The organism is Crenothrix polyspora, assembly GCF_900163755.1.
Classification (GTDB): domain Bacteria; phylum Pseudomonadota; class Gammaproteobacteria; order Methylococcales; family Methylomonadaceae; genus Crenothrix; species Crenothrix polyspora.
In genome coordinates, this window is record NZ_FUKI01000119.1 from 1 (window position 1) to 14165 (window position 14165).

Here is a 14165-nt window from a genome sequence, read left to right on the forward strand (position 1 = left end):
AAGCATTCCTGTGCCAAACGGCGTAGTCACCGTTGCAGTTGATGGTACACTCAGCTTTAAACCCGTGTTGAATTACACCGGCCCGGTCAGCTTTGACTACGTGGTCAAAGACCCCAGCGGCTTAAGCGATATCGGTACAGTCAACCTGAACGTAACCCCCGTGAACGATGCCCCGGTTGCTGTCGATGACGGTACGCTGGCACGGCCACTGCCCATAGTCGAAGACACTGCCACCCCGCTCAATTTGCTAGCTAATGACACCGATGTGGATGGCGATGTCCTGACCGTTAAATCAATCAATGGCATTGAGTTGATTCTCGGCACAGCGCAAAGCATTGCCGTGCCAAACGGCGTAGTCACCGTCGCAGTTGATGGCAGCCTCAGCTTTAAACCTGTGTTGAATTACACCGGCCCGGTCAGCTTTGACTACGTTGTCAAAGACCCCAGCGGCTTAAGCGATATGGGCACGGTTAACCTGAACGTAACCCCCGTGAACGATGCCCCAGTTGCTGTCGATGACGGTACGCTGGCACTGCCCCTGCCGATAGTCGAAGACACTGCCACCCCGCTCAATTTGCTAGCTAACGACACCGATGTCGATGGCGATGTCCTGACCGTTAAATCAATCAATGGCATTGAGCTGATTCCCGGCACAGCGCAAAGCATTGCCGTGCCAAACGGCGTAGTTACCGTCGCAGTTGATGGCAGCCTCAGCTTTAAACCCGTGTTGAATTACACCGGCCCGGTCAGCTTTGACTACGTGGTCAAAGACCCCAGCGGCTTAAGCGATATCGGTACAGTCAACCTGAACGTAACCCCCGTGAACGATGCCCCAGTGGCTGTCGATGACGGTACGCTGGCACGGCCACTGCCGATAGTCGAAGACACTGCCACCCCGCTCAATTTGCTGGGCAATGACACCGATGTGGATGGCGATGCCCTGACCGTTAAATCAATCAATGGCATTGAGCTGATTCCCGGCACAGCGCAAAGCATTGCCGTACCAAGCGGCGTAGTCACCGTCGCAGTTGATGGCAGCCTCAGCTTTAAACCGGTGTTGAATTACACCGGCCCAGTCAGCTTTGACTACGTGGTCAAAGACCCCAGCGGCTTAAGCGATGTCGGTACAGTCAACCTGAACGTAACCCCCGTGAACGATGCCCCGGTTGCTGTCGATGACAACGTACCGGTACTGGTTAACACCCCCGTTACCGGCAACGTCCTTGACAACGACAGTGATCTTGATGGCGACAAACTGCTGGTCGGTCAAGCCCTGGTTGATGTCAATGGCGACGGCACACCGGACGTGTTAGTACTAGGCACCGCGACCGCGTTGACCGATAAAACCGGCAACCCAATCGGCACTCTGACCTTAAACAGCGATGGCAGCTTCAACTTTAAACCAGCAAACAACTACACCGGTGCCGTGCCCGTAGTCGAATACACCCTGAGCGATGGCAACGGTGCTACGGATGTTGCTCTTTTGAATTTGGGTAATATAAAGGCATTGAATGCACCGACAGTTGAAATTGTAGAAGATGCTAATAACGATGGATTCATCAATGCAGCTGAATTGGTTGGACTTGTCGATGTTAAAGTGAGCTTGCCAGCGAATGCCAAGGCTGGTGATCGCTTAATGGTAACGGATGGTATAAAACCTTACACAAGGGTGTTAACTGCGACTGATATTGTTGCTGCTAATGTGGATGTTACATTTGTGGCACCTGCGGATGGCAAAACAATCAGTGTGACTGCTCAAATTACCGACAGTGCGGGTAATCTTGGCCCAGTAAGTAACACGGATAGCGCTAAAATTGATATTACCGCGCCATTAACGGCGGAGCTAAACCCTGCTAGTGATAGCGGCGTGTTGGGTGATACAAAAACCAATGACACGACCCCAACCATTCGTGGTACCGGTATGGCAGGCGATACGATTACTGTTATCAGCCCAACCGGTGAAAAATTAACGACCCTGGTTGCGGCCGATGGCACATGGCAAGTAACACCGGAAATAGCGTTGCCAAATGGTGCGCAAAACTTTAGTGTAACGGCTACCGATCCTGTTGGTAACGTCAGTACGCCGATTGCAGTAGCGGTTATTATTGATACCGATATTATTTTAACAGCGGAATTAAAGCCTGAGACAGACAGTGGTGTCGTAGGGGACGGGCTTACCGATAAAAACCCGCCCGCTATCAGCGGTACCGGTACACCAGGTGATGCCATTACAGTTACGTCACCTTCCGGCGAAATACTGCATACCCTCGTTGATGGTGATGGTAACTGGAGTGTAAACCCTGTTAATTTATTACCGGTGGGAATCAAGCAAACCTATGTTGTGGTATCTCATGATTCTGTTGACAATAATGGTAAACCCATTAATGTTGATGTCACTATCGTGCCAACTATTGTGCCTAAGCCTGATACGGTGGATGGCGCAATCGATACCCCCATCAAGATAGATATTTTGGCGAATGATCCCAAAACTGATCCTACGACTATAAAGCTTGTTGGCACAGCCAAACCGGGTGATCCATTGGTCGTACCAGGGCAGGGTACGTGGACAGTTGATCGTACGACAGGGGTAATAACCTTTACGCCACTGGCGACGTTTCATGGCGCGCCAACCCCCATAGAGTACACCGTTACCAATGCGAAAGGCGAAGTGTCTGCTAACGCATTAATAAAAATTAAGACCCCGCCCAGCGTAACAAATGATGTTGTCAATACCCAAGCCGTTAATACGCCTATTACTGTGGATGTATTGGCCAATGATAAAGACGTCGATCCTACTACTGTGCAAATTGACGGTACAACTGAGCTGGGTAATCCATTGCTTGTACCAGGACAAGGTCTCTGGACAGTGGATAAAACTACCGGTCAGTTGACTTTTACGCCGCTCGCTACTTTTAATGGCGATCCTACGCCAATTAACTACACGGTAAAAAGTCCAAGTGGTTTGGTTTCAGGGCTTGCAGGCGTAACAATTCATATTTTACCGCCAGAAATAGGCTCTTTGATTCTGTTGGTTAATCAAGAGCCCCCCTTGTTTACCATGCCGGTAAAAACATTACCGTTTACGGTGTTGCCGGTAAGACCGTTAACACCTATGTGGGAACATGAATGGTTTAAACCGTTGCATTTAAGTCTGTTTAATAACGCTGAACAATGTGAGCTTTACTTAACAGGATCATTAAAGAATCAATTTGTAATTGAAAGACAGCCGTATCATTTCTCTATTCCAGCCGGTACGTTTAGGCACACTAACCCAAGTGAACAATTGGAATATAAAGCCACACATCCGAATGGTTCGCCGTTGCCAGAATGGCTGAAGTTTGATGCAAAAACGTTGACTTTCTTTGGTGTGCCGCCAAAAGGCACGTTATCTGAAACAGTTATGATAACGGTTAGAGACAGTTGTGGTGACGAAGTGCATGCGACTTTCTTCGTTAAAGTAAGTAAAGAGCATCAGCATCATACCAGCCGCGATAAAGCGCATGGTTTTAACAAGGGTAAGCTAGGCCTTAGTAACCAACTGCACGCGGCAGGAAAAATGGGCAGACTGCAACAAGGTCGTGAATTATTAGATAGTCTCGCGGCTGATAAAAATGTAGAAAATGTGACTATACTTAAATCACAAAAGGGATAACGATTTACATATTGAGCCCTTTAGTTATGGGCTCAGCCACTTTTAAGTAATATTACTATTAAATTTTGAACGGACTACACTATGAGATATTCGAATGCTTTCGGAGCTGCAATTTTAACAGCGGCGGCTTTAAGTGGTTGCGCAATCAAGCCAGAACCGATTGGCGACAAAGAACGACTTAAGAGTATGATGACCGATCAGTCAGAAATGTACAGTAAACAAGAGCCGATTAGCGGTGGCCTGACGTTTTATGATGCGTTGGCGCGGGCTTTAAAATATAATTTTGATCATCGTTTAACCATGATGGAAGCGGTTTTACAAGATACACAGTTATCTGTGGCAACCATTAATATGTTACCTAAGTTAACCGCCAGTGCCGGTTATTTAGGTCGTCAAGATCAAATGTACTCTAGTAGCAATGCGCTAGGTAATAATCAAAATGCTTTGAATAATGGTCGGTATGCTACATCACAAGACAGCGGTCGTGGGGTAGCTGATTTGTCTTTCGCTTGGAATATACTGGACTTTGGTGTTAGTTATTTTCAAGCTAAACAGCAAGCTGACAGGGTATTAATTGCCCAAGAAAGACGACGTAAAGTGGTTAATAATTTAATTAAAGAAGTGCTGCAAGCTTACTGGAGCGCGAGCATTGCTGATCGTTTATTGCCTAAATTAGTACCGGTATTAGAGCAGTCTGAACGTGCTTTAGCCTTAAGCAAAACCATTGGTGATAATCGCTTGCAACCGGTTGTTGGCGTGTTGGAATACCAGCGTAGCTTGTTGCGTATTATTGATCAATTGAAAAAGCTGAAAGCCGATTTATCAATTGCTAAGCCTAAGTTGGCCGGTTTAATCAATGCACCGATGAATACGTCGCTGGTGTTAGCTAATCCTGACCAAACGCCCGAGCCACCAGAGTTAAAAGTGGCGGTTGCTGATCTTGAAAATTTAGGCTTATTCTACCGTCCAGAATTACGTGAAGAGTTGTATCAAGAGCGTATCAGTCGTACCGACGCTTGGAAAGAAATGTTAAAGATATTGCCCGGTATCACCATACCCATGTCTGTGCAATGGGATTCAAATTCTTTCTTATTGCATCAAATGTGGTTAGAAGCCGGTGCGCGTACTACTTTTAATTTAGTTAACCTGATTGCTGCACCTAAAATTTGGAAATCAGCAGAAACACAGATTGAAGTGGCTAGAACCCGTCGTAAAGCCTTATCGGTTGCGGCGTTAGTACAAATTAACGTTGGTTATATGCAGTATCAAAAAGCGCTGGACAGTTATAAAAGTTCTATTGAATTGAGTCGGGTTGATGATGGTATCTTTACTGCTGTGTCTAATAGTGCGGATAACGATGCAGGCTCTGAGCTTGAGCGTATTCATGCTGCGACCTCTGCTTTAGCATCGCAGCTAGAAAAAGAACAGAGTCTGTCAGAAGTGTATTCTGCATTGGGTAATATTTACGCGTCTATTGGCTTAGATCCGGCCACCGGTAGTATTGAAAACGTTAATGTAAGAACGCTGTCTGCCAATCTGGAAAGAAATATGGATCGGTGGTATAAGGGGCAATTACCTAGGCTGCCGACTATTGCGGTTGCTAAACCCGTTAACCTGAGTGTGAAATGATAAAACGATTAGTTGTCTCTGTTTTAGCCCTATTGCCACTGTCGATGACCGTGGCAGTCGCTGAAACTCCCCAAACACCCGAAGCTTTGTCAGCCGCTGCGGTTGAAATTCCAAGCGTTGCCAGTGAGCAATCGCCGGTTAAAATGGTTGATCAAGCGATACATTTGCGTGCCCAATTGAAGGCACGACAAAGTACCTTGGTGTCCAGTGAAATGGGCGGCCGTATCAATCAATTAAAACTACGTGATGGCGAGCGTTTCAGTAATGGCCAGACTTTGGTGGAGTTTAATTGCAGCGTGGAAGATGCGCAGTTGAATAAAGCCAAAGCCACTTTAGAAAAAAAGAATAAAACCTACGAAGTTAATCAGCGTTTGGCGGAGTTGAAGTCGATTAGTACACTGGAAGTATCGGTGGCTAAAACCGAAGCCGAAGAGGCCAAGGCTGATGTCAATGTGGCGCAGGCTGTATTACAGCGTTGTAGTATACAAGCGCCTTTTTCCGGTAAAGTGGTTGAGTTGTTAGCGCGACCTTTTCAATCGGTACGTGCGGGGGACCCCATCATGGAAATTATTGATGATAAAGATTTGGAAGTTGAGTTTATGGCACCTTCCGATGCTGCGGCACATTTAAAACCAGGTAAAAGATTTCGCGTCACTTTGGATGAAATCGGTAAAACGTATAACGCACAAATTATTCGTATTGGCGGTAAGGTAGATGCAGTTAGTCAAACCATTAAAGTTTATGGACGAATTACCGACAAGTCATCGGAATTATTACCTGGCATGAGTGGGGCGATTGATACGGCGGCACTTAAATGAGCGATCGGCTTAATCATCAATTATTGCGCTTAACGCTGCTATTACAGCTAGAAAGAAGAGCACGATTAGCGCCTGCTGATGAGCTGCCTTTTGTTATTGTCAATGAAACGACAGAGTTATTACCCTACCGGCAGGCCTTGCTGTGGCATAAAAAATCGGCGCGATTGCACGCCGCTTCTGGTGTTGCTACACCGGAAAAAAACAGCCCTTATGCACTGTGGATAAAACCGATATTACAGCATCTTTGTCGTGATCAACGTGCTGATGCAGTGATGGCATTTACCGCCGAAGACGTGTCAGCAGAATTGGCCAGGGACTGGTATGAGTGGCTGCCGGAACATGGGTTGTGGATACCGTTGATAACACCTAACGGCAGTCAATACGGCTTGGTGTTATTGAGAGAGTCCGAGTGGACGGAATCTGAAATGCAGTTGGTCGGTTATTTAGCTGAAACTTATGGCCATGCTTTAGCTTTGGCAGCAGCGGGGCCACCAGTACGATCTTGGTGGGACAGGCTGAGCAGTAAAAAACTACAGTTACTTATTGTCGGCGCGTTATTGGCGGCGGCGTGTTATCCGGTGCGGCAGGCGGTGTTAGCTGAAGCAGAAGTGATTCCTGTTAAACCCAATTTAGTTCGTGCGCCGCTAGAAGGTGTAATAGAAACGTTTTATGTGCAACCTAACGAAGTCGTCAAGGTGGGGCAGAAATTGTTTTCGTTAGACATGACTCAATTACGCAGTCGTTTGGATGTGGCGCAAGAAACCCGCGATATTGCTAAAACCGAGTATTTGCAAACCACCCAGCAAGCCATGCTCGATCCTACTGTTAAATCCAAATTGGCGGGTTTAAAAAGCAAATGGGATCAACAAGTCGCCGAGGTGAACTATGTGCGAACCTTGTTAAAACGCAGTATGGTGACAGCGACCAAAGCTGGGGTAATGGTTTTTGATGACCCTAACGATTGGTTGGGCAAACCGGTGACTCAAGGTGAAAAAATACTCGCGGTAGCTGATCCCGGCATTGTTGAGTTAGAAATACGCTTACCGATGGACGATTTACTGGCTTTGGAGCCTGATGCCGACGTATTGTTTTTCTCTAATATTAATCCGCATAAGCCGTTACAAGCCAAGCTGAATTATTTTAGTTACCGTGCAACCCCAACACCTGCCGATATTATGGCATACCGTTTAAAAGCTAACTTTACTGACACCACGGCAAGTCCACGTCTTGGCTATCGTGGTTCGGCCAAATTGTATGGCGCACGTAAACCGTTTATTTTATGGTTGTTGCGTAAACCTATTCAAACTGCGCGGTTGTGGATGACATGGTAGCAGCGGCTTTACCCCCTATAGAGGGAGAAAAATCCGCTCCTTGGCCAGAGTTACGTGATGATCTTGCCATTTTTTCAGGACCGAAAAGCCACGATGGTTTGCCCACATGGACGTTACATGATCCCTTAGCGCATCGCTATTTTCGCTTAGGCTGGCTAGAGTTTGAATGCTTGCAGCGCTGGAGTATCGGCAATGCTGCCCATATTGCCGGTGCTATTTTCGAAGAAACACCTTTGGATGCCGATGCCGGTGATGTTGAACAATTTTGTCAGTTTCTGAGTAATCAGCAGTTAATTAAAGCCTCTGGTGTGGAAGCTAGCCGTAAATTTGCCAAGCAACGCCAAGCCAGCAAAACCGGATTTTGGCTGTGGCTGCTGCATAATTATTTATTCATGCGTATTCCGCTGCTGCGTATTGATTCGACCTTAAAAAGCATTGTGCCGCGTTTGGAGTGGTTTTTCCACACGCAGTTTATTGGCGTATTGCTGTTTTTTGCCTGTATTGCCGGTTATTTGGTAATGCAGCAATGGAGTCATTTTACTCACAGTTTTTTATATGTATTAACCCCAGAAGGCGTATTGGCGACGGCGTGCATGTTGTCGTTGTCCAAGGTGATTCATGAGTTTGGCCATGCGTTTGCTGCCAGTCATTTTGGTTGCCGAGTGCCGACTATGGGGGTTGCATTATTGCTGGGTATGCCGGTGTTGTGGACAGATGTGACCGATGCCTGGCGTTTGTCTGACCGTAAACAGCGTTTAACAATTGATGCTGCCGGTATGATTGCCGAATTGACCTTGGCGGTATTTGCCACTATTTTGTGGACAATGTTGCCGGATGGGCCGTTTCGCAGTGGTATTTATTTATTGGCCAGTACCGCATGGGTGTTAACTTTGGCGGTTAATCTTAACCCGTTTATGCGCTTTGATGGTTATTATCTGTTAACCGATGGCCTGGATATAGCGAATTTACAAGACCGGTCTTTTTCATTAGCCAGGTGGCGGCTACGGGAAAGTTTGTTTGGTTTTGGTCATGCAGCCCCCGAAAATTGGTCGGCGGGGCGTTATCGTCTGTTACTGGCTTATGCTTACGGCACATGGATATATCGTTTGATACTGTTTACCGGTATCGCATGGGCGGTGTATTACTTTTTTTTCAAGGTCTTAGGGCTGGCGTTGTTTGCAGTTGAAATCGGTTGGTTTGTTATTCGTCCTATGCTAAAAGAAATGTCTGCCTGGCGCGAGCAAATCGCGGCGCATGATAAAGCTATTCGTCCACGCGTGTCTTGGCTGATACCCATTGCGGCGCTGGCGGTGCTTTTTGTGCCGTGGCAAGCGCATTTGATTGTGCCGGGCTTAGTGCATGCGCAAGCGGAATCAACGTTGTATAGTCCGCAAGCTGCACAAGTTAAAAAACTGTGGGTACAGGAGGGCGATACGGTTAAAGCGGGGCAGGTATTAATGGAATTAACCTCACCCGATCTGGATTTTAAAATTGCTACTGCACAGCGACAATGGACAGAATTATCCGATCAATTAGCTTCACAAAGTTTAGAGTTGAGTTTGGCACGGCGCAATCCTATCGATGCAGAAGCCTTGCAATCGACTTTGGCAGAATTGGAAGGTTTGCGGGCAGCGCATAAAAAATTGCTTGTAAAATCAGCTTTTACAGGACGAATTCGGGATTTATCGGATGTATTGCGTCCTGGTGAATGGTTAGCGAAAGATGAGGTTCTAGGCGATGTGGAAACACCTGCTTCTACGGTGGTTGCCTATGCAGAGGAGGCTGATGTTGGTCGTTTACAGGCTGATGGGGCAGGGCGTTTTTATCCTGAAGGGGGCGATTTATTGCCGTTTCCTGTGCGTATTATCAGTATTGACAAAACCGGTACTCGCCAGCTTAATGTAGAAGAACTCGCTTCAACGTACGGTGGTGCAATCGCCGTGCGCCCTGATACTGAAAGACGCTTAGTGCCAGAGCAAGGTATTTACCGCGTGTTATTGCAAGTAGAAAACAATACGGCGAGCCTACCGATGACCGTGCGCGGCAGGTTATCATTAGAAACCCAACCAGAAAGTTTGGTAGGACATATGTTACGTTCAGCGGCTGCTGTTGTTATTCGTGAGAGTGGTTGGTAGTTTTAATAATATTGGGTGGGTAAGCTTTGTTGTACAAATAGTAAATATTCCCACCCTCCTATAGTTACAACAATAAATGAGATAACGAGGCACGATGTTCATCAGACATACAGCGTTTTCAACTTAGAACAGTTACAGCCACCGTTCGTGCTGAGCTTGTCGAAGCACGAACGGCACACTTCGACAAGCTCAGTGCGAACGGTTACGCTGTAACTATTGAACTGTGAAAACGCTGTAAGCCAAAAAAGAGGGTAAAAGCTATTATTTTTTATTGGAAAAGATGATATTTTGGCATGTTGCCCTTAGTTGCTCACCAAACAATTCCCATGAAAACTTAGTCGCATAGTGCAGGCACTTCAGTTTTGATATTTCGGCGCATTGAATTAATGGATAACTTTTGTGACGCTCAAGGTAATTTAAAATAACTTTACTAAATCCTGGGTAATCACCAGACTTTACTAACCAGCCCGAAATTTTATTTGCAACTGCGTCTGTAACACCGCCGACAGCAAACGCAGCTGTGGGTAAACCATGTGCCGCAGCCTCTACAGCCACCATGCCGAAACCCTCGACATCACCGGGTAAATCCAATACCGGAAATACCAGCAGATCACTGCACAGGTAAGCATGAGACAAGTCAACTTCAGATACCTGACCTAGCAACAAAACGTGATCTTGTACTTTTGCTTCAAGCGCAGATTGTCTGATCTTAGTGATCATACTGGTTTGTTTATTTAATGCATCGCTTGCTTCGTTACCTATAATAACCAATAAAATATCAGGAAATTGAAGTACTATCTCAGCTAAACAATGTTGAATAAATTCCGGTAAGCCTTTGCGCTGTGTTAATCGACCAACGCTTAATAAAATTATTTTATCATCACTGATGCCAAACGATTTTCTAAATATTGTAGGATCAGCGTTTAATTGATTACTGTTTGGCAGCGTCACACCTGGGTGCAATATGGTGATTTTTTCAGAAGCAATTTTTTTTTGCTTAGCTAAAAATGCAGTATGCTTGCTATTTACCCAGATGCCATCACAAGCACGAATGGCCGGAAGAAACAATAATTGATATATCGGATGCGGAAATAATATATCTAAGCCGTGCAAAAAACTCATTACTTTGGCATCAACTCGCCACCCTGCTATTAGCGCCGCTATAGCGGTTACCCCGCTGCCAGCAATAATCAGATCAGGTTTTTCTTGAACAGCAAAACGATAAGCCATTATAAAAGATTTTACCAGAAATAGACCCAGTGGTTTATGTGGAAACAAAGTAACAGCGGTCTCTGCCGCTAAGTAATTTTGACAACCTTGTGGGCCTGCAATACTAATATCAAATTCTTTTGCTAGCTCTAAATAAATGTGGTAATTAAGGCGCTCCATACCACCGGTTAAAGGTGGAAAATTACGAGTAATTAATAGAATACGTTTTCGTTGTGGTATCGTCATTGCAAGGCAGTTTCAAGTAAGCCATGACTGGTTTTTTTTCGCAGATGTCTCACTAAAAAACCATGTTTTACGAAAAATAAACAATGGCCATAGGCTCGTAAACAATAGGTTACAAATTTATAACGAAAAATTCTATTCGTGGTTGCGCTGGTAAAGTGATAATAAAATGAGCTATTAGCATTCAAGAATTTTTGCGGTGTTTTTCCTAAAAAACAAAAGCTACGCCACATAATGTCAGGATCAGAGCCAAAGCCGGGATAAAATAACTCATCGTAACCACCAATAGCATCAAAGAGCTTCTTGGTCATTAATTGCGAAACTGATAAGCTGACTTTTCTTGGAAAAAATAATTCATTAACCGTCGCTAACAGTTTTGTTGCTTGTAGTGTTGAAGGACTTTGGCCAAAATCATATTGTATAGAGCAAGGGTTAGTATTGTGTGGCCAAATTTCGACCAAGCTCTTCCATGCAAACTCACCTTCAGTTTCAATTAAAGGCAAAATATTAACATCCCACAAAGGTAATGCTAATTTATCATCATCCCATAACAGCAGATACTCACCCTCAGCAAGTTTAGCCAATTCATTATAGGCTTTGCATACGCCTGTATTATAAGAAGAGCTTAAGCTCTTGTGTGATAAGCTGTTGATAAAATCTGAAGATGCCTGATTACCGCCATTGTTGTAAATTAATATTTCAAAAGCTGATTTAGTATGCTTTTCCAAATAGTTAATACAGAGTTTTAGGCATTCGGTATTATTAATTGTGGGTATTAAAATACTGATCATTATATTATTCGTTATAGGTATCTATGCATTTTAAAATAGTCACTATTGACCTTACGTATTTTACATATAGATTACGTCCGCCTATTATCTTCAGCAGCCTTATAATGCAAAGAGGATATTTGTTCTGACAGTATGCCAATTAAAAAAATAATTAATGAGGACAAAAACAAAACACCACCCATATTGGTAAATCGACTGGATGTTGCATAAGTGTAGGCATAATATGATACGCCTGTTGCAAAAACAGTCGCGCTGATCGGTAGGAATAACCGCATGGGAGAAAACAAAGTCCCGATTCTTAAAATAATAATAAAAAATCGTAGGCCATCTTTTATCAGTTTAATATGGCTTTTACCGTCTCGCTGGCCTGCGCGAATCGGTATATAGGCAACAGGAAAGCCTGAGCGAAAAAATGCCATCGTACTGGTGGTTGGATAAGAAAAACCATTCGGCAATAAATAAATAAATTTGCGAAACTTATCTGCTTTAACTGCTCGAAAACCAGACGTTAAATCCTCAATTTTATGCCCCGTCATGTAAGTGGCTAAACGGTTATAAAACGTATTGGCAAAGCGTCGTATTGCACTGGCATGGGTACTTGGATGCCTTGCTCCCACCACCATATCGTAGCCTTGGTTTAATTTAGCAAGTAGTGTCGGTATATCTTCTGGATCATGTTGGCCGTCTGCATCCATAAAAATAATCACCTCAGCCTTGGCATTTCTTGCTCCGGATTTAACAGCGGCACCATTACCTTGGCAATACGGGTGACTAAAAACGTTTGCTCCACCCGCAAGCGCCACTTGTGCCGTGTTATCACTTGAACCGTCATTGATTACTAAAATTTCAGCGTCGGGCGCAATTAATTTAAGCCGTGGCAGCAGTATCTCTAACGACTTAGCTTCGTTTTTGGCAGGTAAAACAATGCTTACAGCATATTTTTGCATGATTGATTAAGAAGTTAGAAACTATTAAATCAATTATAGTAGCTGTCTAATAATTATAAAGAATATTTCTCAAAACGTGCGGGTATAACCCTAACAATAAATAACGATCACTGCGCGACAGTCTCCTCAGGAAAATTCAACTCCACCCGAATCCCCACTGGATCAACAATAAAAACCTGCGTCATCTCTGGTGCGTTGCGTTGTTCAAAGCGATATGTAATGGCATTATCGGTCAATAGTTTCAAGGTAGCATCGATGCCGCTACAGGTGAATGCAACATGATGAAAATGATTTTCACCGCTGACATCTTCCTGTGTACCGATAACCGATAAATGAATCACCGCCACTTCATTAAAGGCTGAATACAACCAGGCACCATTGCGGGTAGAAGGTGCGCGGTAACCCGGCGTTAAGCCTAATACCTGTGCATAAAAAGCGATTTCCTGGGTGAGTTGCTCTTCGGTAAGAACAATATTGATGTGGTTAATACCTAAAACTTTCATAAAGACGATAACACCTGTAAACGCAACAACGATAGGCTGTAAAAACAGTAAGAATTTTTTTGACGATGATGCATTATTCCGCGTTATTTTTTGTTTGTTCCGGGTTCGTCAGATTTTTTATGGCATCTAATACTGCTTGGGCATGACCTTCATGGTTAACAGCATTATTGACATACACTAAAACACCTGTTTTATCGATGACAAAGGTAGAGCGAATGATAGCCATAAATTTTTCACCATTTTTTTCGCGTTCACGCCACACACCATAGCTTTCGCAAACCGCGCCGGAGGTGTCGGCTAGCAACTCAACTTTTAAACCGTATTTATTAATAAAATCAACGTGGCTACTGCAAGAGTCTTTGCTGACACCAATGACCACGGTGTCTAGCGCCGCAAAGTCATCGGCCAGCGCGGTAAAATCGTTGGCTTCAATCGTGCAACCTGGGGTGTCGTCTTTTGGGTAAAAATACAAAACAACGTTTTTCTCACCGGCATAATCAGCCAAGCTGATCAGTTGATTGTTTTGATTCATGGATTGAAATAGGGGGGCGGTTTGTTGTATTTCCAACATAAGAGACTCCTGGTGATGTGTTATTTTATGTGAGCATTGATGCTGCACTGGTCGCATGCGTACAAGTCATAATAATCAGCTGCTGGCGGAATGTCCAGTCATAGCTTGGGCTGTTTACTATTTGGTATCCCAATGTTAACACCTGCTCAATCCTGTTAGCTTGAGAAAAGCGTCCAATCTGCCTTACATTTTGCGCCAGTTTAATCAGTATTTGCTTTGTTAACCGCAATCCACCCACATCCGCCCCGTCTCAAGTTTTTCAATTGCATTACCCACATCCAATATTTGCCGGATTACTTCAATAAATGAAGCGTGCTGCTATAGTTAAGATTCAAT

At 44.6% G+C, this 14165-nt stretch carries 10 protein-coding genes; 5 read left to right on the plus strand and 5 right to left on the minus strand.

The genetic code is table 11. The features are described 5' to 3' along the window. The 5 genes from CRENPOLYSF2_RS09725 to CRENPOLYSF2_RS09745 all read left to right on the plus strand — a co-directional run. Positions 1–3652 (plus strand): Ig-like domain-containing protein (locus CRENPOLYSF2_RS09725; protein WP_140396839.1); only part of this gene is annotated, 3652 nt, incomplete at its 5' end. A gap of 81 nt (positions 3653–3733) precedes the next feature. After that, positions 3734–5281 (plus strand): TolC family protein, encoded by a 1548-nt coding sequence (locus tag CRENPOLYSF2_RS09730; protein WP_087143758.1) that lies wholly within the window; start codon positions 3734–3736, stop codon positions 5279–5281. After that, positions 5278–6099 (plus strand): efflux RND transporter periplasmic adaptor subunit, encoded by an 822-nt coding sequence (locus tag CRENPOLYSF2_RS09735; RefSeq protein ID WP_087143759.1) that lies wholly within the window; start codon positions 5278–5280, stop codon positions 6097–6099. The genes CRENPOLYSF2_RS09730 and CRENPOLYSF2_RS09735 overlap by 4 nt, the downstream gene beginning before the upstream one ends. Next, entirely contained in the window at positions 6096–7430 is a 1335-nt protein-coding gene (locus CRENPOLYSF2_RS09740; protein WP_087143760.1) for an efflux RND transporter periplasmic adaptor subunit, read from the plus strand. The genes CRENPOLYSF2_RS09735 and CRENPOLYSF2_RS09740 overlap by 4 nt, the downstream gene beginning before the upstream one ends. Further along, positions 7424–9565 (plus strand): site-2 protease family protein, encoded by a 2142-nt coding sequence (locus CRENPOLYSF2_RS09745; protein WP_087143761.1) that lies wholly within the window; start codon positions 7424–7426, stop codon positions 9563–9565. The genes CRENPOLYSF2_RS09740 and CRENPOLYSF2_RS09745 overlap by 7 nt, the downstream gene beginning before the upstream one ends. Before the next feature lie 261 nt (positions 9566–9826). Here CRENPOLYSF2_RS09745 and CRENPOLYSF2_RS09750 read toward each other — a convergent pair whose 3' ends face one another. From CRENPOLYSF2_RS09750 to CRENPOLYSF2_RS09770, 5 genes are all read right to left on the minus strand, one after another. Next, positions 9827–11020 carry a glycosyltransferase family 4 protein gene (locus tag CRENPOLYSF2_RS09750; protein ID WP_087143762.1) on the minus strand — a complete coding sequence of 398 codons (1194 nt, stop codon included), beginning with the start codon at positions 11018–11020 and terminating at the stop codon, positions 9827–9829. Beyond that, on the minus strand, positions 11017–11808 hold the full coding sequence (locus tag CRENPOLYSF2_RS09755) for a glycosyltransferase family 2 protein (RefSeq protein WP_087143763.1): 792 nt from the start codon (positions 11806–11808) through the stop codon (positions 11017–11019). The genes CRENPOLYSF2_RS09750 and CRENPOLYSF2_RS09755 overlap by 4 nt, the downstream gene beginning before the upstream one ends. Positions 11809–11879: 71 nt before the next feature. Next, the gene (locus tag CRENPOLYSF2_RS09760) at positions 11880–12755 is read right to left on the minus strand and encodes a glycosyltransferase family 2 protein (protein WP_087143764.1); all 876 of its coding nucleotides are present in this window, start codon (positions 12753–12755) and stop codon (positions 11880–11882) included. 107 nt (positions 12756–12862) lie between these two features. After that, positions 12863–13258 carry a VOC family protein gene (locus CRENPOLYSF2_RS09765; protein ID WP_087143765.1) on the minus strand — a complete coding sequence of 132 codons (396 nt, stop codon included), beginning with the start codon at positions 13256–13258 and terminating at the stop codon, positions 12863–12865. Between the two features lie 73 nt (positions 13259–13331). Further along, complete coding sequence (locus CRENPOLYSF2_RS09770; RefSeq protein WP_087143766.1) at positions 13332–13829, minus strand: peroxiredoxin; 498 nt, start codon at positions 13827–13829, stop codon at positions 13332–13334. Positions 13830–14165: the final 336 nt, after the last annotated feature.